Here is a 20,665-nt window from a genome sequence, read left to right on the forward strand (position 1 = left end):
CCGGGTGCTAGATCTCCTCCTCACGGGGTCGATGTACGGCCAGCCACCGCTCGGCGTAGGCCACGGCTTCGGCCACGGGGAAGAGCCGGGCGTCCGCCGCGCCGACCCTGGCGCGGACGACGACGCTCCGGTCGCGTTCGAAGTCGTACCCCAGTTCGTCGAAGCGGTCCGAGGTGATCGCCACCTCGGTGACCTCCTCCCAGCCGCCGCCGGGGGCGGGGCGGCCGACCCGGACGCGCGGGGAGGGGATCCGGTACTCGGCGAGATGGAAGCTGGTGCAGGTGGCGTAGCCGGTGCCGAGCATGAGCACGCGCGCGTGCAGCTGCTCCAGCCGGGCCAGCGGGCTCCGCTCGCCGAGCCGGCAGTCCGGGGCGTGGCCGTCGAGGATCTCCGCCGCGCGGGGGCCGACGGCCGCGAAGGAGGTCTGCGGATGGGCGCTGCGCAGCGCACCCGGCCAGGTCCGCACCGTCTCCGGGATCACGCCGACCCCGCGGGTGGGGGTGGTCCGGGGGTCGTACGGCGGCATGGTGGCCCGGATCGTCTCCCACCACTCCTTCGGCACCGGCGGGTGCTGCCAGACCGCGGGGTCCGAGAGGTCGCCGGTCTGGGTGGGGACCACCAGGGTGCCCTCCGGGCCGACGGCGTCGAGGAGGGCCTGGACGACGGCCACGGCTCCGCCGTTCACCCAGCCGAGTGAGCTGAGTGAGGTGTGCGCGAGGAGGGTCTCGCCGGGCTCGAAACCCAGCAGGTGAAGCTGCCGCGCGAGGGTGTCCCGCGTGACAAGAGGGCCGGTCGGAGGGGGTGTGGACATGGTTCCGGAGTGTTCCCGAGGGGGCCGTGGAACGCCACCGAATTGGCTGAGGGATGATCGATCAAAGATCGTTTCCGCAGGTCAGAACCGGTGCCTGGTTAGGCATGCCTAAGTGATGCAGGGCACCGTCCTGTCGCCCGGACGCCGCTTGCCTGGCTCTGAGGAATTACGCAACAATGGCGTTGTGAAAAACGTCGGCGAGGCTCGGGAGACCCCCACGGGGACCCCGCAGGAGGAGCTAGCGACCGGTGAGCGCTCCACGCGCAACCGGGTCGCGCGGTCGATCCTGGACCACGGCCCGTCGACCGTCACCGAGCTGGCCGGACGCCTGGGCCTGACCCCCGCGGCCGTACGCCGGCATCTGGACGCCCTGGTCGCCGACGACGTCGTGGTGGCGCGCGAGCAGCGGGTGTACGGCGCACGGACGCGCGGCCGGCCCGCCAAGGTCTTCGCGCTCACCGACTGCGGCCGGGACGCCTTCGACCAGTCGTACGACAAGCTCGCCGCCGACGCGCTGCGCTGGATCGCCGAGCAGGGGGGCGGCCAGGAGGCGGTCGCCGCCTTCGCGCGGGCCCGGATCATGGCCCAGGCGAGCGCCTACCGCAAGGCGATCGAGGGCGTCAGCCCCGACGAGCGCACCGAAGCGCTGGCCAAGGCCCTGAGTCTGGACGGGTACGCTGCAACGGCGCGCACCGCACCGGTCGGCGAACAGCTGTGCCAGCACCACTGCCCGGTCGCCCATGTCGCGGAGCAGTTCCCCCAGCTGTGCGAGGCGGAGACGGAGATCTTCGCCGAGCTGCTCGGAACGCACGTCCAGCGACTGGCGACCATCGCGCACGGCGACGGCGTCTGCACGACGTTCATCCCCAAGATTTCCACTGACGCATCTGCTAGCACGGCCGGGAGGAACCCCGCATGACTCTCCCCACGGAGACTGCCCACCCTGAGCTCGAAGGCCTGGGCAAGTACGAATACGGCTGGGCCGACTCCGACACGGCCGGCGCCTCCGCCAAGCGCGGCATCAACGAGGACGTCGTCCGGGACATCTCCGCGAAGAAGTCCGAGCCCGAGTGGATGACCAAGCTCCGCCTCAAGGGCCTGCGCCTCTTCGAGAAGAAGCCCATGCCGAACTGGGGCTCGGACCTGTCGGGCATCGACTTCGACAACATCAAGTACTTCGTGCGCTCCACGGAGAAGCAGGCGGAGTCCTGGGAGGACCTGCCCGAGGACATCAAGAACACCTACGACAAGCTGGGCATCCCGGAGGCCGAGAAGCAGCGCCTGGTCGCCGGTGTCGCCGCCCAGTACGAGTCGGAGGTCGTCTACCACCAGATCCGCGAGGACCTGGAGGAGCAGGGCGTCATCTTCCTCGACACCGACACCGCGCTGAAGGAGCACCCGGAGCTCTTCAAGGAGTACTTCGGCACCGTCATCCCGGTCGGTGACAACAAGTTCGCCTCGCTGAACACCGCCGTGTGGTCGGGCGGCTCCTTCATCTACGTGCCGAAGGGCGTGCACGTCGAGATCCCGCTCCAGGCCTACTTCCGCATCAACACGGAGAACATGGGCCAGTTCGAGCGGACCCTGATCATCGTCGACGAGGGTGCCTACGTGCACTACGTCGAGGGCTGTACCGCCCCGATCTACAAGTCGGACTCGCTGCACAGCGCGGTCGTCGAGATCATCGTGAAGAAGAACGCCCGCTGCCGCTACACGACCATCCAGAACTGGTCGAACAACGTCTACAACCTGGTCACCAAGCGCGCCGTCGCCTACGAGGGCGCCACCATGGAGTGGATCGACGGCAACATCGGCTCCAAGGTGACGATGAAGTACCCGGCCGTCTATCTGATGGGCGAGCACGCCAAGGGCGAGACCCTCTCCATCGCCTTCGCGGGCGAGGGCCAGCACCAGGACGCCGGCTCCAAGATGGTCCACATGGCGCCGAACACGTCGTCCAACATCGTGTCGAAGTCCGTGGCGCGCGGCGGTGGCCGCACCTCCTACCGCGGTCTGGTCGAGATCGGCGAGGGCGCCGCCGGATCCAAGTCGAACGTGCTGTGCGACGCGCTGCTCGTCGACACGATCTCCCGCTCCGACACCTACCCCTACGTGGACGTCCGCGAGGACGACGTGTCCATGGGCCACGAGGCGACCGTCTCCAAGGTCTCCGAGGACCAGCTGTTCTACCTGATGAGCCGCGGTCTCTCCGAGTTCGAGGCGATGGCGATGATCGTGCGCGGCTTCGTCGAGCCGATCGCGAAGGAGCTCCCCATGGAGTACGCCCTCGAACTCAACCGGCTGATCGAGCTCCAGATGGAAGGCGCGGTCGGCTAAGCCACCGCCGTCACCGCCACGCCACTCACGTAAGAAAGCGAGCAGACCGACAGCCATGGCTGAGGCTCAGAACTCCCCGGTGGGCTCCACCACCGCCGGCGCCATCGCGGTGGCCGCCGAGTCGACCGTCGCCACGCGCATGAGCGCGCCCCCCTCCTTCGACGTCGCGGACTTCCCGGTCCCGCACGGCCGCGAGGAGGAGTGGCGGTTCACCCCGCTGGAGCGCCTGCGCGGGCTGCACGACGGCACGGCGGTCGCCACCGGCGACAGCCTGAAGGTCGCGGTGGAGGCCCCCGAGGGCGTCACCGTCGAGCTGGTCGGCCGCGACGACCCCCGGCTCGGCCGGGCCGGCGCCCCCGTGGACCGGGTCGCCGCCCAGGCGTACTCCGCCTTCGAGCAGGCCGGCGTGGTCACCGTCCCCAAGGAGACGGTGCTCACCGAGCCGATCCGGATCAGCGTGCACGGCCAGGGCGGCGTCGCCTTCGGCCACCAGGTCATCGAGCTGGGTGCCTTCGCCGAGGCCGTCGTCGTCATCGACCACACCGGTGACGTGGTCACCGCCGCCAACGTCGAGTACGTCCTCGGCGACGGCGCCAAGCTCACCGTCGTCTCCGTTCAGGACTGGGACGACAAGGCCGTCCACGTCGCCCAGCACAACGCCCTGGTCGGCCGCGACGCCGGCTTCAAGTCCGTGGTCGTCACCTTCGGCGGCGACGTCGTACGGCTGCACCCGCGCGTCGCCTACGCCGGCACCGGCGGCGAGGCCGAGCTGTACGGCCTGTACTTCACCGACGCCGGACAGCACCAGGAGCACCGCCTCCTCGTCGACCACAACACCCCGCACTGCAAGTCCAACGTCGCCTACAAGGGCGCACTCCAGGGCGACGAGGCGCACGCGGTGTGGATCGGCGACGTCCTCATCGAGGCCAAGGCCGAGGGCACCGACACCTACGAGATGAACCGCAACCTGGTCCTCACGGACGGCGCGCGGGTCGACTCGGTGCCGAACCTGGAGATCGAGACCGGCGAGATCGTCGGCGCCGGCCACGCCTCCGCCACCGGCCGCTTCGACGACGAGCAGCTCTTCTACCTGATGGCCCGCGGCATCCCGCAGCACGAGGCCCGCCGCCTCGTCGTCCGCGGCTTCTTCGCCGAGCTGGTCCAGCAGATCGGTGTCGCCGACATCGAGGAGCGCCTGCTCGCCAAGATCGAGGAGGAGCTGGAGGCCTCGGTCGCATGACGACGACTGCGTTCGTACGCGCCTGCGGGCTGAGCGAGCTGGAGGAGGACACCCCGAAGCGGGTGGAACTCGACGGCACGCCGGTCTCGGTCGTGAAGACCGAGGGAGAGGTGTTCGCGATCCACGACATCTGCTCCCACGCGAACGTCTCGCTCTCCGAGGGCGAGGTGGAGGACTGCCAGATCGAGTGCTGGCTGCACGGCTCCAGCTTCGACCTGCGCACCGGCAAGCCGTCCGGCCTCCCGGCCACGCGCCCCGTCCCCGTTTACCCCGTAAAGATCGAAGGGGACGACGTGCTCGTCTCCCTCACCCAGGAGTCCTGAGGCACCCATGGCAACGCTTGAAATCCGAGACCTGCACGTCACCGTCGAGGCCGACAACGCCACGAAGGAGATCCTCAAGGGCGTCGACCTCACCGTGAAGCAGGGCGAGACGCACGCCATCATGGGCCCCAACGGCTCCGGCAAGTCGACCCTCGCCTACTCCCTGGCGGGTCACCCGAAGTACACGATCACCGGCGGCACCGTCACCCTCGACGGCGAGGACGTCCTGGAGATGTCCGTCGACGAGCGCGCCCGCGCGGGCCTCTTCCTGGCGATGCAGTACCCGGTCGAGGTCCCCGGTGTCTCGGTCTCCAACTTCCTGCGCACCTCCGCCACCGCCATCCGCGGCGAGGCCCCCAAGCTGCGCACCTGGGTGAAGGAGGTCAAGGAGACCATGGAGCGCCTCTCCATGGACCCCTCCTTCGCCGAGCGCAACGTCAACGAGGGCTTCTCCGGCGGCGAGAAGAAGCGCCACGAGATCCTCCAGCTCGAACTGCTCAAGCCGAAGATCGCGATCCTCGACGAGACCGACTCCGGCCTCGACGTCGACGCCCTTCGCATCGTCTCCGAGGGCGTCAACCGCGTCCGCGAGACCGGCGAGGTCGGCACCCTGCTGATCACGCACTACACGCGCATCCTGCGCTACATCAAGCCCGACTTCGTCCACGTCTTCTCCGGTGGCCGGATCGTCGAGTCCGGCGGCGCCGAGCTCGCCGACAAGCTGGAGGCCGAGGGCTACGAGGCTTATGCGAAGCACGACGAAGTCGACACGAAGGGTGGCGTATCCGCGTGACACAACTGCCGGGCCTCCTCGACACCGAGGCGATCCGCAAGGACTTCCCCGTCCTGGACCGGCTGGTCCACGACGGCAAGAAGCTCGTGTACCTGGACAACGCGGCGACCAGCCAGAAGCCGCGCCAGGTACTGGACGCCCTCAGCGAGTACTACGAGCGCCACAACGCCAACGTCCACCGCGGTGTGCATGTGCTCGCCGAGGAGGCCACGGCGCTGTACGAGGGCGCGCGCGACAAGGTCGCCGAGTTCGTCAACGCGCCCAGCCGCGACGAGGTGATCTTCACCAAGAACGCCTCCGAGTCACTGAACCTCGTGGCCAACATGCTGGGCTGGGCCGACGAGCCCTACCGCGTGGACCACGAGACCGAGATCGTCATCACGGAGATGGAGCACCACTCCAACATCGTGCCGTGGCAGCTGCTCGCGCAGCGCACCGGCGCGAAGCTGAAGTGGTTCGGCCTCACCGACGACGGCCGGCTCGACCTGTCCAACATCGACGAGGTCATCACCGAGAAGACGAAGATCGTCTCCTTCGTGCTGGTGTCGAACATCCTGGGCACGGTCAACCCGGTCGAGGCGATAGTGCGCCGCGCCCAGGAGGTCGGCGCGCTCGTCTGCATCGACGCCTCCCAGGCCGCGCCCCACATGCCGCTGGACGTGCAGGCCCTGCAGGCCGACTTCGTGGCCTTCACCGGCCACAAGATGTGCGGCCCGACCGGCATCGGCGTCCTCTGGGGCCGCCAGGAGCTGCTCGAGGACCTGCCCCCGTTCCTCGGCGGCGGCGAGATGATCGAGACCGTGTCGATGCACTCGTCGACGTACGCGCCGGCGCCCCACAAGTTCGAGGCGGGCACCCCGCCGATCGCCCAGGCGGTCGGTCTCGGCGCGGCCATCGACTACCTCGACGCCATCGGCATGGACAAGATCCTCGCCCATGAGCACGCGCTCACCGAGTACGCGGTGAAGCGGCTGGCCGAGGTCCCGGACCTGAAGATCATCGGCCCCACCACGGCCGAGGACCGGGGCGCCGCGATCTCCTTCACCCTCGGGGACATCCACCCGCACGACGTGGGCCAGGTCCTCGACGAGCAGGGCATCGCGGTCCGGGTCGGCCACCACTGCGCACGGCCGGTCTGCCTGCGGTACGGAATTCCTGCGACCACGCGAGCGTCGTTCTATCTGTACTCCACTCCGGCCGAGATCGACGCTCTGGTCGAGGGCCTGGAGCACGTACGGAACTTCTTCGGCTGAAGGGCGTGAGCTGAGACCGTGAAGCTGGACTCGATGTACCAGGAAGTCATCCTGGACCACTACAAGCACCCGCACGGGCGTGGTCTCAGGGATGGCGACGCCGAGGTGCACCATGTGAACCCGACGTGCGGCGACGAGATCACCCTCCGAGTGAAGTACGACGGCACGACCATCGCGGACGTCTCGTACGAGGGCCAGGGCTGCTCCATCAGCCAGGCCTCGGCCTCCGTGCTGAACGAGCTGCTGGTCGGCAAGGACCTGGCGGACGCGCAGAAGGTCCAGGAGACCTTCCTGGAGCTGATGCAGTCCAAGGGCCGGATCGAGCCCGACGACGCGATGGAGGAGGTCCTGGAGGACGCCGTCGCGTTCGCCGGTGTCTCCAAGTACCCGGCCCGGGTCAAGTGCGCCCTCCTGAGCTGGATGGCGTGGAAGGACGCGACGGCCCAGGCGCTGGGTGGCGCCGACGCCGAAAGGAAGACGGCATGAGCGAGACCGTTGAGATGAAGCCGGCCTCGGAGGAAGAACTCCGCGAGGCGCTGTACGACGTCGTCGACCCCGAACTGGGCATCGACGTCGTCAACCTCGGGCTGATCTACGGCATCCACATCGACGACGCGAACATCGCGACGATCGACATGACCCTGACGTCGGCGGCCTGCCCGCTGACCGATGTCATCGAGGACCAGGCCAAGTCCGCCACGGACGGCATCGTCAACGAGCTGCGCATCAACTGGGTCTGGATGCCCCCGTGGGGCCCCGACAAGATCACGGACGACGGCCGTGAGCAGCTGCGGGCGCTCGGGTTCAACGTCTGAGACCGGACACGTGAAAGCGGCGGCACCCTCGGGGTGCCGCCGCTTTCACGTGTCTCAGCTCAGCCCGTCCACGAGGTCGAAGAAGAAGTCCTGGCGGTTGGTCGTGTTGTAGCCGTAAGGGTCCAGCCGCAGCTGGAAGTTCTTGTGGCGCAGGGCGTAGTTCGGGTAGTTCACCGACTGGAACAGCACGTCGTCGGAGAACCCCACCTTCTGCGGGCAGAAGGTGGCGTCCTGCCGGAAGAGGTTGCTGCCGTCGTAACTCTCGGCGCGCAGCACGAAGTTCTGGTGGCGCAGGTACAGCCCGTCGTGCGTGGCGAAGGAGTAGCAGGAGGCGTTCGCCAGGCCCTTGACCAGCTTGAAGGTCGAGTCCTCACGGGACTCGGAGCCGCTGGGCTGGTCGAGGTACACGTAGCTGCCGCTCGCGTGCCAGTAGCGGTCCGGGTAGTTGACCGAGCGGACCGACTTCTCGGAGGTGCTGGGCTGCTGCCCCGAGCCGCCCGACCCTCCTGAGCCGCCCGACCCTCCTGAGCTGCCCGAGCCGCCGGAGCTGCCCGAACTTCCCTTGGACGGCGTGGACTTGGACGGCTTCGAGCTGGACGGCGAGCTCTTCGGGCCGGTGCCGGACGAGCCGGCCGTCGCGGTGGCGGACGTGGACGAGGTCGGCGAGGTCGCCGACATCCCCGACGTGCCCTTGGGCGCACCGGACGCGTCCGAAGCCGACGGCGAGGCGAAGGAGAGCAGGCCGGGGCCGTTGTCGGTGTTCGCGGACGCCGTGGGGCCGGCCGATGACGTCTTGTCAGGGGCTTTGTGGCTGACGGCTATCGCGGTGACGCAGGCGACGACGGTGGCGATGGCCAGCGTGCCCGCCAGCCAGAGTCTTCGGGTTCCGGGAGCCCGGGAGGTGTCGGGGGCCCAGCCGTTCTCCCAGGCGGGATGCGGCGGGGGTTGGGGGGTGGTTTCTGGCATGCGCGTTTCCTCCAGCGGCGCCAAGGCAGCGGCGGCCGGGGGTGTGAAGGTGAGGTGGGTGAACTGTGAAGCAATGGTGGATCACAGAGGTGCACACACTAGTGGAGCCATGGGGCTCGGGGGAGCCGTTTCAGCTAGCGGTTTCTGTGAGCATTAAACATCTTCGTGTGGCGCACGGGGGTGCGAACGCCGTTCCTGGTGTTTTCCGGTCGCATGCCCGCCACTTCGCCGTTATGTACAGTCGTACACATCGTTGCGTACCCTCGTACACATGGGATATCTGACGCTCGCCGGCGCCATAGCCGCCGAGGTCGCCGCGACGACGGCGATGAAGTACGCGGACGGCTTCAGCAGACTCTGGCCGTCGCTGCTGACGGCGGTGGGATACGTCGTCTCGTTCCTGCTGCTGGCCGAGACGCTGAAGTCCGTGTCGATCGGCACGGCGTACGCGATCTGGTCCGGCGTCGGCACCGCGGCCATCGCCGTACTGGGCCTGCTCCTGTTCGGGGAGACGCTGACCCCGGTCAAGGTGGCCGGGATCGTGCTGATCGTCGGGGGAGTGGTGGTCCTGAACCTGGGAGGCGCGCACTGATGCCCCGCCGTTACGACCCCGACCGCCGCCAGCGGATCATCGAGGCCGCGATCCGCGTGGTCGGCGAGAGGGGACTCGCCGGGCTGAGCCACCGCACGGTCGCCGCCGAGGCGGACGTACCGCTCGGCTCCACGACGTACCACTTCAAGACCCTCGACGAGCTGATGGTGGCCGCGCTGCGCCAGGCCAACGAGGGCTTCGCCAGGACGGTCGCCGCGCACGGCGGCCTGGCCGACCCCGCGGCGGACCTCGCCACCGTCCTCGCGCGGATCCTCGGCGACTGGCTGAGCGGCGACCGCACCGCCGTGGAGCTGGAGTACGAGCTCTACCTCGCCGCCCTGCGCCGCCCGGCCCTGCGCCCGGTCGCCGCCGAGTGGGCCGACGACCTCGCCGAGCGGCTCGCCCACCGCACCGACCCGGTCACGGCGCGGGCGCTGGTCGCCCTGATGGACGGGATCTGCCTCCAGGTGCTGCTGACGGGGACGCCGTACGACGAGGGGTACGCGCGGGAGGCGCTGGGGCGCGTGCTTCCCTGAGCGGACGCGTCCGTCTCCCGGCCGGGCCACCGTGAACCCTCCGGCGGGCATCGGGGAACAAGGGGCGACACACACGCACCGACGAACCAGGGGGAGCCTCGTGAGCGGACCGCCGCCGGCCACGGCACAGGCGGGGGACGACGCGGACACCGTCGCCCAGTCCATGGAACAACCAGAGCTCTTCGCCCGGCTCTACGACCGTCACGCGCCCGACATCCACCGGTACGTGGCGCGCAGGCTCGGCTCCGACGCGGCCGACGACATCACCGCGGACACGTTCCTGACCGCCTTCCGGATCCGTTCCCGCTACGACCTCGCGCGCTCCAGCGCACGTCCGTGGCTGTACGGCATCGCGGCGAACCTGATCGGCAAGCAACGCCGGACGGAGGTACGGGCGCTGAGGGCGCTGGCCCGCACCGGGCAGGACCCGGTCGCCGCGTCCTGGAGCGAGAACTGGGTCGAGCACACGGACAACCGGATCGACGCGCAGGGACCACTAGCCGGCGCCCTCGCCGCGCTGTCGGCGGGCGACCGGCACGTCCTGCTGCTCGTCGCCTGGGCGGACCTCACCTACCAGGAGGTCGCCGAGGCGCTGGACATCCCGGTCGGCACGGTCCGCTCCCGGCTCAACCGTGCCCGCCGCAAGGTACGTACGGCGCTGGGCGCGGATCCGGCATTCGTGGGCGACACCGTGGAGGTGGCATAGCGATGGACGAGATGACCGAGGTACGAGCGCTGCGCGCCGAAGCGCCGGTGCCGGACCGGGCCAGGCTGGCGGCGGGGCGTGCCCTGCTGACCGACGCGGTACGCGCCGGGGAGCGGCGCCGGGCGGTGTGGTGGCGGCGGGAGTTCGTGATCGTCGCGGTCGTGGCCGCGGTGACCGCCGTCGCCGTCACCGCCGCCCTGCTGGTGGGCGGGAACGGCACGGGACGCGGAGTGCGGCCGGCGACGTCCGACCTCGACCTGAAAGGGATGAGTGCGGCCGACTTCCTGGAACGGGCGGCAGACGCGCTGGACCAGCAGCCGACGGGTGCCGAGCCCACGGCGAAGCAGTGGATCTACACGAGCACGGCGATGAAGCCGGCCCGCGGGCAGCAGCCGGCCGGGTACTGGCGCCGGTACGACGGTGAACTCCAGGCCTATCACCCGGCGGACGGCGATCCCGAGCTCACCGTCATCCCGGCGCACCTGAGGAGCGAAGGGCCCGGCGAGTTCGTCTCGCCGCGGGATGTGTACCGGTTCCTGGCCGCGCTGCCGGCCGACGGTGAGGGGACGCTGAAAGCGCTCCGCAAGAGGAACGCCGTCCGGGACACCGAGGGGGCGTCCCAGGCATGGGACGACTACGCCGAGATCAGTCTTCTCCTCAGGGCCGACCTCGTGCCGCCCGGGGGACTGGCCTCGCTGTACCGAGCCCTCGCACTCCTGCCCGACGGCACGGTCACCGACCACCTGGTCGACACGGTCACCGGCCGCAAGGCCGTCGCCCTGGCCTACGACCTCCCCCCGGGCGGCAAGGGCAGGACCACGACAGCACCCCAGTTCCTGATCGACCCGCGGACCTACCACCTCGTGGGCTCGCGGCTGATCGTGAACGGCAAGGTCACCGGCGCCACCGAGCGGCTCACCACGGCGGTGGTGGACAAGGCCGGCGAGCGCCCCTGACGCCACCCCCGGACCCGGGCGGCCCGCACCACGGGGGAGTGCGGGCCGCCCGGCGCGTCTTCACGGACCGTCCCCTGAGACGCCCCGCACGCTGGTTCGCCTCCCCGGCCCCCGGCCGGTTAGGTTGCCCTCATGACCGACACGACTGCTCTTCGCACCACCGGCGCCGTGGCCGCCGGCCTCGCCACCCTCGCCGCCGACGGCACCGTTCTCGACACCTGGTTCCCCGCTCCCGAACTGGTCGCCGAGCCCGGCCCGGCCGGCACCGAGACGCTCTCCGCCGAGCGGGCGGTGGAACTCCTCGGCGAGGGTGCGGCCCAGGCGATCGGCCCGGACCCCCGCCGCAACGTCGAGGTCGTCGCGGTCCGTACGGTCATCGCCTCGATCGACGAGAAGCCGATCGACGCCCACGACGTCTACCTGCGCCTGCACCTGCTCTCGCACCGGCTGGTCAAGCCGCACGGCCTGAGCCTGGAGGGCCAGTTCGGCTTCCTCGCCAACGTCGCCTGGACCTCGCTCGGCCCGGTCGCCGTCGACGAGATCGAGACGGTCCGGCTGAACGCCCGCGCCGAGGGCCTGCACCTCCAGGTCACCTCGGTCGACAAGTTCCCGCGGATGACCGACTACGTCGTCCCGAAGGGCGTGCGCATCGCCGACGCCGACCGGGTCCGCCTCGGCGCGCACCTCTCCGAGGGCACCACCGTCATGCACGAGGGCTTCGTCAACTTCAACGCCGGCACGCTCGGCACCTCCATGGTCGAGGGCCGCATCTCGGCCGGCGTCGTGGTCGGCGACGGCTCGGACATCGGCGGCGGCGCCTCCACGATGGGCACGCTGTCCGGCGGCGGCAACGTCATCATCTCCATCGGCGAGCGCTGCCTGATCGGCGCCGAGGCGGGCGTCGGCATCGCCCTCGGCGACGAGTGCGTGGTCGAGGCCGGCCTGTACGTCACCGCGGGCACCCGCGTCACCATGCCCGACGGCCAGATCGTCAAGGCCCGCGAGCTGAACGGCGCCTCCAACATCCTCTTCCGCCGCAACTCGGTCTCCGGCGCCGTCGAGGCCCGCCCGAACAACGCGGTGTGGGGCGGGCTGAACGAGATCCTGCACAGCCACAACTGACGCACGGCGGCCCGTGGCCCGCGCTGCGGCCGCCCCGTCGATGCCGGTCATCGCTGAGCGCCCTCCACGGCCCGACAACGGCCCGGGGAGGGCGCTCACCGCTTTCCTCGGGGCGGGACGTCGGCCCGCCTACCGCGCTTCGTGCGGTCGCAGTCACTCGGTGCGGCGCTCCCCCCGGGTGCCCAGGACGGGCGGGGGAGAGGATGGGACGCTGGAGTGAGGGGCCCGTGAGCGGCGAGTCGGGTGTGTTCCGTCCGGGCCGGCGGGTGCGGCGCGGAAGCGTGCGGTCAGCTCGTGCGTCCGCCGGCCGGGGCACCACTCACCGAGCGTCGCCGGGCGGCCCCACCGCGTGGATCCGGCCCGGGACCGCGCGACCAGCCCGGAAGGCAGGTGCATCCCATGCGCACGTCGACCCGTATCGCCGGTGCTCTCACCGGCCTGAGCCTCACCCTCGGCGGAGTGGTCCTCGCCGCTCCAGCGGCCCGGGCGGACATCCCCGCCTGCACGCGGATGGCCGAACTGGCCGGTGCCACCGTTTCCGACTCCGTGACGGCGGCCTGCGGCCGTGGCGTCTCCGGGGACCTGCAGAGTTGTGTGAGCGGGCTGACCGGGGCCGGAGTGGCGGGCGGCGCCGCGACCGCTGCCTGCCGGGCGGCGGCCCACGAACCGCGCTAGAGGACGGCGCGGCCGCCCGCCGGCTACCGTCGCCCGTCCCCTTCTCGGGCCCCGGCCGTGCCTCGCGGGCCTCATGCTGAGCGCCCATGCTGGGGACGAGGGCGCCGTCGTCTTGAGACCCGTCCTTCCCGAAGGCCGGACGAAGGCGCCTGCGAGGAGGAGGAAGTCATGCGTATGCGAAGAATCCTGGGCCTCGCCCTGGCCGCGGCAACCCTTGGCCTCGTGAGCGCCGTCGGCGCCGCCGGCGTCGGGGCCGCCTCGTCTCCGAACATCACCAGGGACGACTGCACGGCCGTCGGCGGCCAGGTCGTCGCACGCCCCTACGCCGGCTACGTCTGCACGCTGCCCGACGGGACCACGCAGGCGATCACCTGACCGGTCGGCGTACGGCGGGGCGAACGGTCCGGCCGGCGCGCCCGGGGCGGTGGTCCGACTTCCCGTACGAGACGGCGCCGTAGCAGCAACCACCGAGGAGCCGACCGGCACGGTGCACCCGCCGGTCGGCTCCGCCGTGCTCCGCGACGGCCCCGGGGACGACTCCGTCGTTCGGCCCATCAAGGGCACCGGCCGCAACGCCGAAAGGGACCAGGCGGAGTCGGCCCCCACCCTCGCGTTGCGGTACACCTCCGCGCCCCTGGCCGCCCCGATCCCGGCCGACAGGCCCGGAGGAGATCCCGTATGCGCGTCTTCCTGCCGCTGACCGCCGCCACCGCCGCCGCGCTCCTGCTCGTCACGGGCACCGGCGCGACTCCCGCCGCAGCGGTCCGGGACGCCGACGGGACACCACTGGTCAGGGTGTCCGAAGGCGACCCGTACGCGAGGTGCACCGTCGGGGCGAGGTCCCCCGACAGCGTCGTCTACCCGGGCACCGAGGTCGAGCCGTACGTGTCCGTCGATCCGCGTGACCCGAGGCGCGTGGTCACCGTGTTCCAGCAGGACCGCTGGAACGACGGCGGCGCCCGTGGCCTGGCGGCCGGCTGGACCACGGACGGCCGGACCTTCCACCGGAGCATGCTGCCGTTCAGCCTGTGCGCCCCCGGTGGCGCGGACTACGAACGGGCCACCGACCCCTGGGTGAGCACCGGACCGGACGGCACGGTCTACGCCGGCGGGGAGGGCGTCGACTTCACGAAGAGCACGCGCACCGCCCTCCTGGCAGCCACCTCCCGCGACGGCGGCCGTACCTGGCGGAACCTCACCACCACGCACGTCGACGAGCAGCCGTTCTTCAACGACAAGCCCTCACTCACCGCCGACCCGGTCCGCAAGGGCACCGCCTACCAGGTCTGGAACCGCCTCGACAACGACCCGCCAGGACCCGGCTCCCTCGACGGCCCCGGCTTCATCTCCCTCACCCGCGACGGGGGCCGCACCTGGAGCGAGGCCCGGCCGTTCGTCGACACCGGCGCCGTGCCCGACACCCAGACCATCGGCCATCAGATCGTCGTCGACCGGCGCACCGGCACCCTGTACGACTTCTTCGACCGGATCACCTACGCCGACGACCTGACCACCGTCGTCGAGGCCCACTACCAGGTGGTCACCTCGACCGACGCCGGAGAGACCTGGAGCGCCCCGGTCACCGTGGCCCGGGACACCTCCGTACCGGAGGTCGACCCGAACGACCCCGCCAAACTGCTGCGCGACGGGACCACTCTGCCGAGCCCGGCCGTCGACCCCAGGACAGGCACGCTGTACATGGCCTACGAGGGCTCGGACTTCTCCGGTGGGAAGTTCGACTCCGTCCAGCTCGCGCGGTCCACCGACGGCGGACGCACCTGGGGGAGGCCGGAGTTGATCAGCCCCGGGGGCGTTCCGGCCTTCTCGCCTTCGATCGCGGTCACCGAGCAGGGCACGGTCGCGCTCACCTACTACGACCTGCGCTTCCTCACGCCGGGCAACACCACCACCCTGCCCACCGCCTACCAACTGGCCACGCTGCAGCACGGAAACCCGAGGCTCCGGACCGAACGACGGATCTCCCGGGTCTTCGACTGGCTCCAGGCGCCCTTCGCCGGGGGCTACTTCCTCGGCGACTACCAGGGCCTGGCGGCGGACGGCAAGGGGGTTCGGGCGGTGCTCACCGAGACCAACTCCGGCGCACCACAGAACCGTACGGACGTGTACAGCGGCAGTTTCCGCACCCGCTGACCGACGCGCACGCCGCCTGAGGCCTGAGGCCTGAGGCCTGAGGCCTGAGGCCCACGCCCGCGGTCGCGCGGGAGCGCCCCGCGGCGCGTGGCTGCGGGGCGCCTTCGCGGGTTCAGTCGACCTGCTCGCCGTTGTGCGTCCCGCCCTTGCAGTAGTTGCCCGCCTCGTTGATCGCGGGAGTTCCGCCGCCCTGCTTGCACTGGGAAGGGGTGACATAGGACGGGGCACCCTTCGCGGTGGCGGCGGTCGCGGTGGCGGCGCCTGTGAGGCCGAGCCCGGCGAGGGCTGCCGTGGCGATGCAGGCGGCGAGGATTCGTCGAATGCGCATGTGGTTCCCCCTGCAGGGATTGCCTCGATTGGGGCACTAGCCAGCCTGATCTTCACCCATCCGGGTGGCACGCCATGCTGCGCCAATCGGGTGACACTGCTGAACCGGTGTCCCGGGATACTGGCCGCCATGGACGAGGTCGAGGTCGTCGTCGCCCACTCCGAGCGCGCGACCCTGCGCGTGGGCGACGTGTTCCTGAAGGTGGACGCCGATCAGGCCCGCATCGACGTCGAGGTCGAGGCGATGGCCCTGGCGCCGGTCCCGACCCCGCGGGTCCTGTGGCGCAAGCCGCCCGTGCTCGCGATCACCGCGGTCCCGGGTACGGCGCTCGGCCGCCTCGGCGAGCCGTCGACCGCGTCGCCGACGGCCTGGGCCCGGGCGGGTGCCGCCGTCCGGAGGCTGCACGACGCGCCGTTGCCGCCCTGGACCGGCCGGCGCCGCCGGGGCCCCGACGAGCTGGCGGCGGAACTCGACGGCGAGTGCGAGCTGCTCGTGGCGAACGGCCTCCTGCCCGCCGACCTGGTCACCCGCAACCGCCGGATCGCCGAGGCCGCGCTCCGGCCGTGGACCCCGGCGTTCACGCACGGCGACCTGCAGATCGAGCACGTCTTCGTCGACGGCGACGAGGTCACCGGCATCATCGACTGGTCCGAGGCGGGCCGGGGCGACGCCCTGTTCGACCTCGCCACCCTCACGCTCGGGCACGAGGAGCACCTCGGCGACGTCATCGCCGGCTACGGCACCGGCGTCGACCTCGACGTGATCCGTGCGTGGTGGTCGACGCGAAGCCTGCTGGGGGTTCGCTGGCTGGCCGAGCACGGCTTCGACCCGTTCGCTCCGGGCTGCGAGGTGGACGTGCTGAAATCCCGGATGTGAGGCCGCGCGGGCCCGACTGCCCCGGGTGCCTCCCGGCGCATCGGGCAGGCCGTCTCCGCGAGCGCATCGCCTGCCCAGGGAGACCATGGCCATGGTGACGCCGGCCCCGCACGCGGCACCGCGGACTCCGGGACTTCGCCGAGCGCCGAGCGCCGAGCGCCGAGCGCCGAGCGCCGAGTGCCGATCAGCCGGCAGCCGGCTCGGCGAACTCCTCGTATTCCTCGTGCTCCTCGTGCTCCTCGCACACCGCCCGCAGCCGGGCCGCCGTCTCCCGGTCGGCGGCCTGCAGCGGTGCCCGTACCGGGCCGGCCGGCAGGCCGAGCCCGGCGAGCAGTGCCTTCGCCGTGACCGTGCCCGGCAGGCCCGCGGCCGTCATCGCCTCGATCAACGGCGTGGCCCGCAGCTGGAGTTCGGCGGCCCGGGTGGTGTCGCCCGCGTCGAACGCGTCCAGGATCGCGGCGACCCGGGACGGGACGACGTTGGCCACCGTGCTCACACAGCCGGCCGCCCCCACCGAGTACAGGGCGAGGATGTGCTCGTCGCAGCCCGCGTAGTACGCCAGGTCCGTGCGCGCCAGCACCTTCTGGGTGCCGAGGAAGTCGTACGAGCAGTCCTTCACGGCCACGATCCGGGGGTGCGCGGCGAGCCGGACCAGTGTCTCCGGCTCGATCCGGGTGCCGGTACGGCCCGGGATGTCGTACAGCATCACCGGGAGCCCGCTCGCGTCGGCCACCTGGAGGAAGTGTGCCTCCAGAGCGTCCTGCGGGGGCCTGCTGTAGTACGGCGACACCACCAGGACGCCGTCCGCGCCCGCCTTCTCGGCCGCGCGCGTGAGCTCGACGGTGTGCAGGGTGTCCGCGGTGCCCACGCCCGCCACCACCGGGACCCGCTCTCCCACCGCGGCGCGGACGGCCGCGATCAGCTCGGCCTTCTCCGTGTCCGTCGTGGTCGGCGACTCGCCTGTGGTGCCGTTCAGCACCAGGCCGTCGCAGCCCTCCGCCACCAGATGCGCGGCCAGCCGCCGCGCGCCGTCGAGGTCGAGCGTGCCCGCTTCGGTGAAGGGGGTGACCATCGCGCAGAGGGTGCGGCCGAAGGGGCGGGGCCGACGGACGGTGCCGTGTGGGTTCGTCATGGGAGTAGTCTCGGCGGCACGAAAGCTTAGCTCTACTTAATTCTTCTACGTGATACGGCTTAGCAATGCTAAGCCGTCGAGTCGTCGGGCGTCCGAGGCCCTGTGTCCAACTCCGCCCCTCATGGGCCACTATGGGCCGGACGGTCATCGACGGCAGGTCATGGGTCATTGGGAGGCGCCATGAGGCTGGGCAAGGCACTGGCCACCGGGGTCGCTGAGGAGCGGCCGCTCGTTCACGACGACGTACCCGAACTCTCCGAAGAGAGCCAAGAGGTTCAGGGGGTTCAGCGGGCTCGGGAGGTCCGTGAAGCCCGGGGCGCGTCCGAAGAGGCCGCGGCCGCCCGATGAGGTGGTGGCTCCCGGCGGAACGGCCGACGGAGCCGCCGACCGGCTACAAGATCGCCCACCCGATGCTGTCCCAGGACGGTGCGCGGGCCGGGTTCACCGGTGTGTCGCTGGGCGGCGCGCTGCCGTACGGGGTGCTGGACGACGCGTCCTGCGTCTACGGCCGACGGCATCGCCCGCCCGCGCGGCTGTGCGACTGCGGCTTCCACTGCGTGCACGAACGCGATGTCGCCGAGGCCCTGTTGTGCACCGCCGAGCACCGGGCGGCCGTACTGCTCGAAGTCTCCGTCCTCGGCGCGTACATCCGATTCGAGCGCGGTTTCCGCTACGCCCGGCAGCGGGTGCGGACCGCGACCGTGGGACCGTGTGCCTGCGGTGCGCCGGCCGTCGCGTTCGCCGACGCGGGCTGGGGCAGGCCCGGTTGGCGTGCCCTGGCGGCCTCCTGCGCGGGCTGCGTACGTGCGCGTGCGTCCGTCTCGCTCGCCGGGTTCGCCAGGCTGGCGGGGCAGGGGCTGCGGGTGATCGCCGGGGGTGCGGGGGGTCGTGACGGCCGTCCGGCGGTGGAGGCGGAGGCAGGGGAGGGCTTCGGGGTGCCCGAACTGGTCGCGGAGGCAGCTCTGTTGCAGGCCCGCCTCGACTGGTTCCAGAGCCAGCTGGCCCGGCTCGGCGACCGGGGCGACCGGGGCGACCGGGGCGGACGGGGCGAGCAGGGCTGAGCGCCGGCGGCCCGGGTACCCGCAAGGTTCGCGAGCGGCGCGGACGCCGACGAGACCGGGAAGGGCGGCACCGATGGCGAAGAGGACCGCACGTGGGGCACGTGGGGCACATGGGAGGGGAGCGGGGCCCCGACTGACCGGCGCCGCCGACGCGTTGGTGGCGAGAGCCGGTGGCCGTACCAGGTCCCGCGTCGCAGACCTCGGGGACAAGGCCGGCGCGCTGACCGCGCGGCTGCGCGAGGGTGCGGCCAGGGCCGGCCGCCAGGCCCGCGGGCGCGTGGTGCGGGCGGCGTGGACGGGGCGGACGGGTCGGCTCGTCTCGGAGAAGGCCGGTGAGGCGCAGTACGCCGTCGGGGGCGGTGGCGCACGGCCCGCTGGCCGGGGCATCCGGGGCATCCGGGGCATCCGGGGTATCCGGGGTGTCCGGGGTGTCCGGGGTGTCGCGGTGCCCGGGGCCGTCGCCGCCGTCGTCCTCACCGCCGTGGCGGTGGGCGGGCTGCGCCGAAGTCGTCGTCGCTGAGCGGCGCAGGGGCTCCGCTCTGCCGTCCCGCCCGCCGTCACCGAAAATTCCGTTCACATGGACAAAAAAACTTTTCGGTGAGACGGTGGGGCCATGCTGGACGTCACCGTGATCGAGGACCCCGAGGCAGCGGCCGTTTCGCTGGACCCCGTACGGGCCAGGCTGCTCGCCGAACTGGCCGGCGCGCCCGCGTCGGCCGCGATGCTGGCCGGCCGGATCGGGCTGCCCCGGCAGAAGGTGAACTACCACCTGAAGACGCTGGAGCGGCACGGCCTGGTCGAGCTGGCCGGCGAGCGGCGCAAGGGCAACGTCACCGAGCGGCTGATGCGTGCGACCGCCGCGTCGTACGTCATCTCGCCGGCCGCGCTGCCCGCCGTACAGCCGGACCCGGACCGGTTCCGCGACCAACTCTCCGCGCGCTGGCTGCTCGCGCTCGGCGCGCGCCTGGTGCGGGACGTCGGCATGCTGGTCAGCGGGGCCGACAAGGCCCGCAAACGGCTGGCGACCTACGCGCTGGACGGCGAGGTCCGCTTCGCCTCCGCCGCCGACCGCGCGGCCTTCGTGCAGGAGCTGACGGCGGGTGTGAGCGCGCTCATCCGCAAGTACGACGCACCCGACGCGGAAGGCGGCCGGGACCACCGGATCGTGGTCGCCGTCCATCCCACGGTCAAGGACCGGCCCACCCCCGAGCTGGAACAGTAGGCGGCAGGAGCCCCATCATGTCCAAGGAATTCGAGATCGCCCGCGAGTTCGAGGTCGACGCCACACCCGGCGAGGTGTGGGAGGCGATCACGAACGGGACCGGCGGCTATCTGTGGCCGATGCAGCCGCCCGAGCCCCGGGTGGGCGGCACGGCGGCCTTCGGGTCCACCGTCGCCGCCTACGACCCGCCGCACCACCTGGTCACCCGCAGCGAGGACGTCGGCTTCCCCACGCAGAGCGCCAACCAGCTGGAGCACGTCATCGAGGAGCGCGACGGCGGCCGTCGCGCCTGGGTGCGCTACGTGCACAGCGGGATCTTCACCGACGACTGGGACAACCAGTACGACGGTGCGAGCCGGCACACCGACTTCTACCTGCACACCCTGCGTGAGTACCTCACCCGCTTCGCGCCACGGCCGGTGACCTTCGCCCAGCTGAACGGGCCGGAGGCGTCCCAGGCACCGGACGCCTTCACCGCCGTGGGCCGCGCCCTCGGTCTGCCGGACGACCTGGCCGCGGGCACCAAGGCGAGCGTCCGGGGGCCGGGCGGGCGGGCGCTTGAGGCGGTGGTCGACTACCGCGACCCGTACTTCGTCGGACTGCGCACCGAGGACGCCCTCATCAGGTTCTTCGGGCGCAACCACTGGGGCGCCCCGGTCGGCATCAGCGTCCACGACTTCGCGCCGGACGCCGACGCCGACGCGAACGAGACCGCCTGGCAGGACTGGCTGAACGGGGTGTTCAGCCAGTCCTGAGCGGCCTGCGACAGG

25 protein-coding genes are annotated in these 20,665 nt (G+C 71.3%); 21 read left to right on the top strand and 4 right to left on the bottom strand.

Annotated elements, in window-relative coordinates; translation table 11 throughout:
• Positions 1–7 precede the first annotated feature (7 nt).
• Positions 8–811, bottom strand: coding sequence for an aminoglycoside N(3)-acetyltransferase (locus ACGF5O_RS03500; RefSeq protein ID WP_393808234.1), 804 nt, complete (start codon positions 809–811; stop codon positions 8–10).
• Positions 812–995: 184 nt separating this feature from the next.
• Between ACGF5O_RS03500 and ACGF5O_RS03505 the strand changes: the two genes are divergently transcribed.
• The 8 genes from ACGF5O_RS03505 to ACGF5O_RS03540 are packed head-to-tail and all read left to right on the top strand — an operon-like array spanning position 996 to position 7,572.
• On the top strand, positions 996–1,730 hold the full coding sequence (locus ACGF5O_RS03505; protein ID WP_393808235.1) for a helix-turn-helix transcriptional regulator: 735 nt from the start codon (positions 996–998) through the stop codon (positions 1,728–1,730).
• Positions 1,727–3,148 (top strand): Fe-S cluster assembly protein SufB, encoded by a 1,422-nt coding sequence (gene sufB, locus ACGF5O_RS03510; RefSeq protein WP_351326265.1) that lies wholly within the window; start codon positions 1,727–1,729, stop codon positions 3,146–3,148. The genes ACGF5O_RS03505 and sufB overlap by 4 nt, the downstream gene beginning before the upstream one ends.
• A 55-nt stretch (positions 3,149–3,203) precedes the next feature.
• Positions 3,204–4,388, top strand: a complete 1,185-nt coding sequence (gene sufD, locus ACGF5O_RS03515; protein ID WP_393808236.1) for a Fe-S cluster assembly protein SufD — start codon at positions 3,204–3,206, stop codon at positions 4,386–4,388.
• On the top strand, positions 4,385–4,711 hold the full coding sequence (locus ACGF5O_RS03520) for a non-heme iron oxygenase ferredoxin subunit (protein WP_393808237.1): 327 nt from the start codon (positions 4,385–4,387) through the stop codon (positions 4,709–4,711). Before sufD ends, ACGF5O_RS03520 begins: the two co-directional genes overlap by 4 nt.
• A gap of 7 nt (positions 4,712–4,718) precedes the next feature.
• Positions 4,719–5,504 (top strand): Fe-S cluster assembly ATPase SufC, encoded by a 786-nt coding sequence (gene sufC / locus ACGF5O_RS03525; protein ID WP_393808238.1) that lies wholly within the window; start codon positions 4,719–4,721, stop codon positions 5,502–5,504.
• Positions 5,501–6,757 (top strand): cysteine desulfurase, encoded by a 1,257-nt coding sequence (locus ACGF5O_RS03530; protein ID WP_362581327.1) that lies wholly within the window; start codon positions 5,501–5,503, stop codon positions 6,755–6,757. Before sufC ends, ACGF5O_RS03530 begins: the two co-directional genes overlap by 4 nt.
• Before the next feature lie 18 nt (positions 6,758–6,775).
• Positions 6,776–7,243, top strand: coding sequence for a Fe-S cluster assembly sulfur transfer protein SufU (gene sufU, locus ACGF5O_RS03535; RefSeq protein ID WP_393808239.1), 468 nt, complete (start codon positions 6,776–6,778; stop codon positions 7,241–7,243).
• On the top strand, positions 7,240–7,572 hold the full coding sequence (locus ACGF5O_RS03540; protein ID WP_351485771.1) for a metal-sulfur cluster assembly factor: 333 nt from the start codon (positions 7,240–7,242) through the stop codon (positions 7,570–7,572). The genes sufU and ACGF5O_RS03540 overlap by 4 nt, the downstream gene beginning before the upstream one ends.
• Before the next feature lie 54 nt (positions 7,573–7,626).
• Here the strand turns inward: ACGF5O_RS03540 and ACGF5O_RS03545 are convergent, their stop codons facing one another.
• On the bottom strand, positions 7,627–8,538 hold the full coding sequence (locus tag ACGF5O_RS03545) for an AbfB domain-containing protein (RefSeq protein WP_393808240.1): 912 nt from the start codon (positions 8,536–8,538) through the stop codon (positions 7,627–7,629).
• A gap of 271 nt (positions 8,539–8,809) precedes the next feature.
• On the opposite strand from ACGF5O_RS03545, the gene ACGF5O_RS03550 reads away from it, so the two are divergent.
• From ACGF5O_RS03550 to ACGF5O_RS03585, 8 genes are all read left to right on the top strand, one after another.
• Complete coding sequence (locus tag ACGF5O_RS03550) at positions 8,810–9,130, top strand: multidrug efflux SMR transporter (RefSeq protein WP_362581321.1); 321 nt, start codon at positions 8,810–8,812, stop codon at positions 9,128–9,130.
• Positions 9,130–9,666, top strand: a complete 537-nt coding sequence (locus ACGF5O_RS03555) for a TetR/AcrR family transcriptional regulator (protein ID WP_393808241.1) — start codon at positions 9,130–9,132, stop codon at positions 9,664–9,666. Before ACGF5O_RS03550 ends, ACGF5O_RS03555 begins: the two co-directional genes overlap by 1 nt.
• Positions 9,667–9,766: 100 nt before the next feature.
• Positions 9,767–10,372 carry an RNA polymerase sigma factor gene (locus tag ACGF5O_RS03560; RefSeq protein ID WP_393808242.1) on the top strand — a complete coding sequence of 202 codons (606 nt, stop codon included), beginning with the start codon at positions 9,767–9,769 and terminating at the stop codon, positions 10,370–10,372.
• Positions 10,373–10,374: 2 nt separating this feature from the next.
• On the top strand, positions 10,375–11,328 hold the full coding sequence (locus ACGF5O_RS03565; protein WP_393808243.1) for a CU044_5270 family protein: 954 nt from the start codon (positions 10,375–10,377) through the stop codon (positions 11,326–11,328).
• A 132-nt stretch (positions 11,329–11,460) separates the two neighbouring features.
• Positions 11,461–12,450, top strand: coding sequence for a 2,3,4,5-tetrahydropyridine-2,6-dicarboxylate N-succinyltransferase (gene dapD, locus ACGF5O_RS03570; RefSeq protein ID WP_393808244.1), 990 nt, complete (start codon positions 11,461–11,463; stop codon positions 12,448–12,450).
• Positions 12,451–12,849: 399 nt separating this feature from the next.
• A complete protein-coding gene (locus ACGF5O_RS03575) occupies positions 12,850–13,125 on the top strand; it encodes a hypothetical protein (protein ID WP_393808245.1) in 276 nt (91 codons plus the stop codon).
• Between the two features lie 168 nt (positions 13,126–13,293).
• Positions 13,294–13,500 (top strand): hypothetical protein, encoded by a 207-nt coding sequence (locus ACGF5O_RS03580; RefSeq protein WP_393808246.1) that lies wholly within the window; start codon positions 13,294–13,296, stop codon positions 13,498–13,500.
• Positions 13,501–13,803: 303 nt separating this feature from the next.
• Positions 13,804–15,276, top strand: coding sequence for a sialidase family protein (locus tag ACGF5O_RS03585; protein WP_393808247.1), 1,473 nt, complete (start codon positions 13,804–13,806; stop codon positions 15,274–15,276).
• Between the two features lie 112 nt (positions 15,277–15,388).
• Here ACGF5O_RS03585 and ACGF5O_RS03590 read toward each other — a convergent pair whose 3' ends face one another.
• Positions 15,389–15,604: a hypothetical protein gene (locus ACGF5O_RS03590; RefSeq protein WP_393808248.1), complete on the bottom strand. Its 216-nt coding sequence runs from the start codon at positions 15,602–15,604 to the stop codon at positions 15,389–15,391.
• A 129-nt stretch (positions 15,605–15,733) separates the two neighbouring features.
• Here ACGF5O_RS03590 and ACGF5O_RS03595 point away from each other — a divergent pair, with 129 nt between their 5' ends.
• Positions 15,734–16,480, top strand: a complete 747-nt coding sequence (locus tag ACGF5O_RS03595) for a phosphotransferase family protein (RefSeq protein ID WP_393808249.1) — start codon at positions 15,734–15,736, stop codon at positions 16,478–16,480.
• 184 nt (positions 16,481–16,664) lie between these two features.
• Here ACGF5O_RS03595 and dapA read toward each other — a convergent pair whose 3' ends face one another.
• Positions 16,665–17,612: a 4-hydroxy-tetrahydrodipicolinate synthase gene (gene dapA, locus ACGF5O_RS03600; protein ID WP_393808250.1), complete on the bottom strand. Its 948-nt coding sequence runs from the start codon at positions 17,610–17,612 to the stop codon at positions 16,665–16,667.
• Positions 17,613–17,956: 344 nt separating this feature from the next.
• Here dapA and ACGF5O_RS03605 point away from each other — a divergent pair, with 344 nt between their 5' ends.
• The 4 genes from ACGF5O_RS03605 to ACGF5O_RS03620 all read left to right on the top strand — a co-directional run bounded on the left by ACGF5O_RS03605 (position 17,957) and on the right by ACGF5O_RS03620 (position 20,650).
• Positions 17,957–18,673, top strand: a complete 717-nt coding sequence (locus ACGF5O_RS03605) for a hypothetical protein (protein ID WP_393808251.1) — start codon at positions 17,957–17,959, stop codon at positions 18,671–18,673.
• A gap of 157 nt (positions 18,674–18,830) precedes the next feature.
• Positions 18,831–19,193: a hypothetical protein gene (locus ACGF5O_RS03610; protein ID WP_393808252.1), complete on the top strand. Its 363-nt coding sequence runs from the start codon at positions 18,831–18,833 to the stop codon at positions 19,191–19,193.
• Positions 19,194–19,286: 93 nt separating this feature from the next.
• A complete protein-coding gene (locus ACGF5O_RS03615; RefSeq protein ID WP_393808253.1) occupies positions 19,287–19,895 on the top strand; it encodes an ArsR/SmtB family transcription factor in 609 nt (202 codons plus the stop codon).
• A 17-nt stretch (positions 19,896–19,912) separates the two neighbouring features.
• Complete coding sequence (locus tag ACGF5O_RS03620; protein ID WP_393808254.1) at positions 19,913–20,650, top strand: SRPBCC domain-containing protein; 738 nt, start codon at positions 19,913–19,915, stop codon at positions 20,648–20,650.
• Positions 20,651–20,665: the final 15 nt, after the last annotated feature.

Source organism: Streptomyces sp. NPDC048291, assembly GCF_043201715.1.
Taxonomy (GTDB): Bacteria; Actinomycetota; Actinomycetes; order Streptomycetales; family Streptomycetaceae; genus Streptomyces.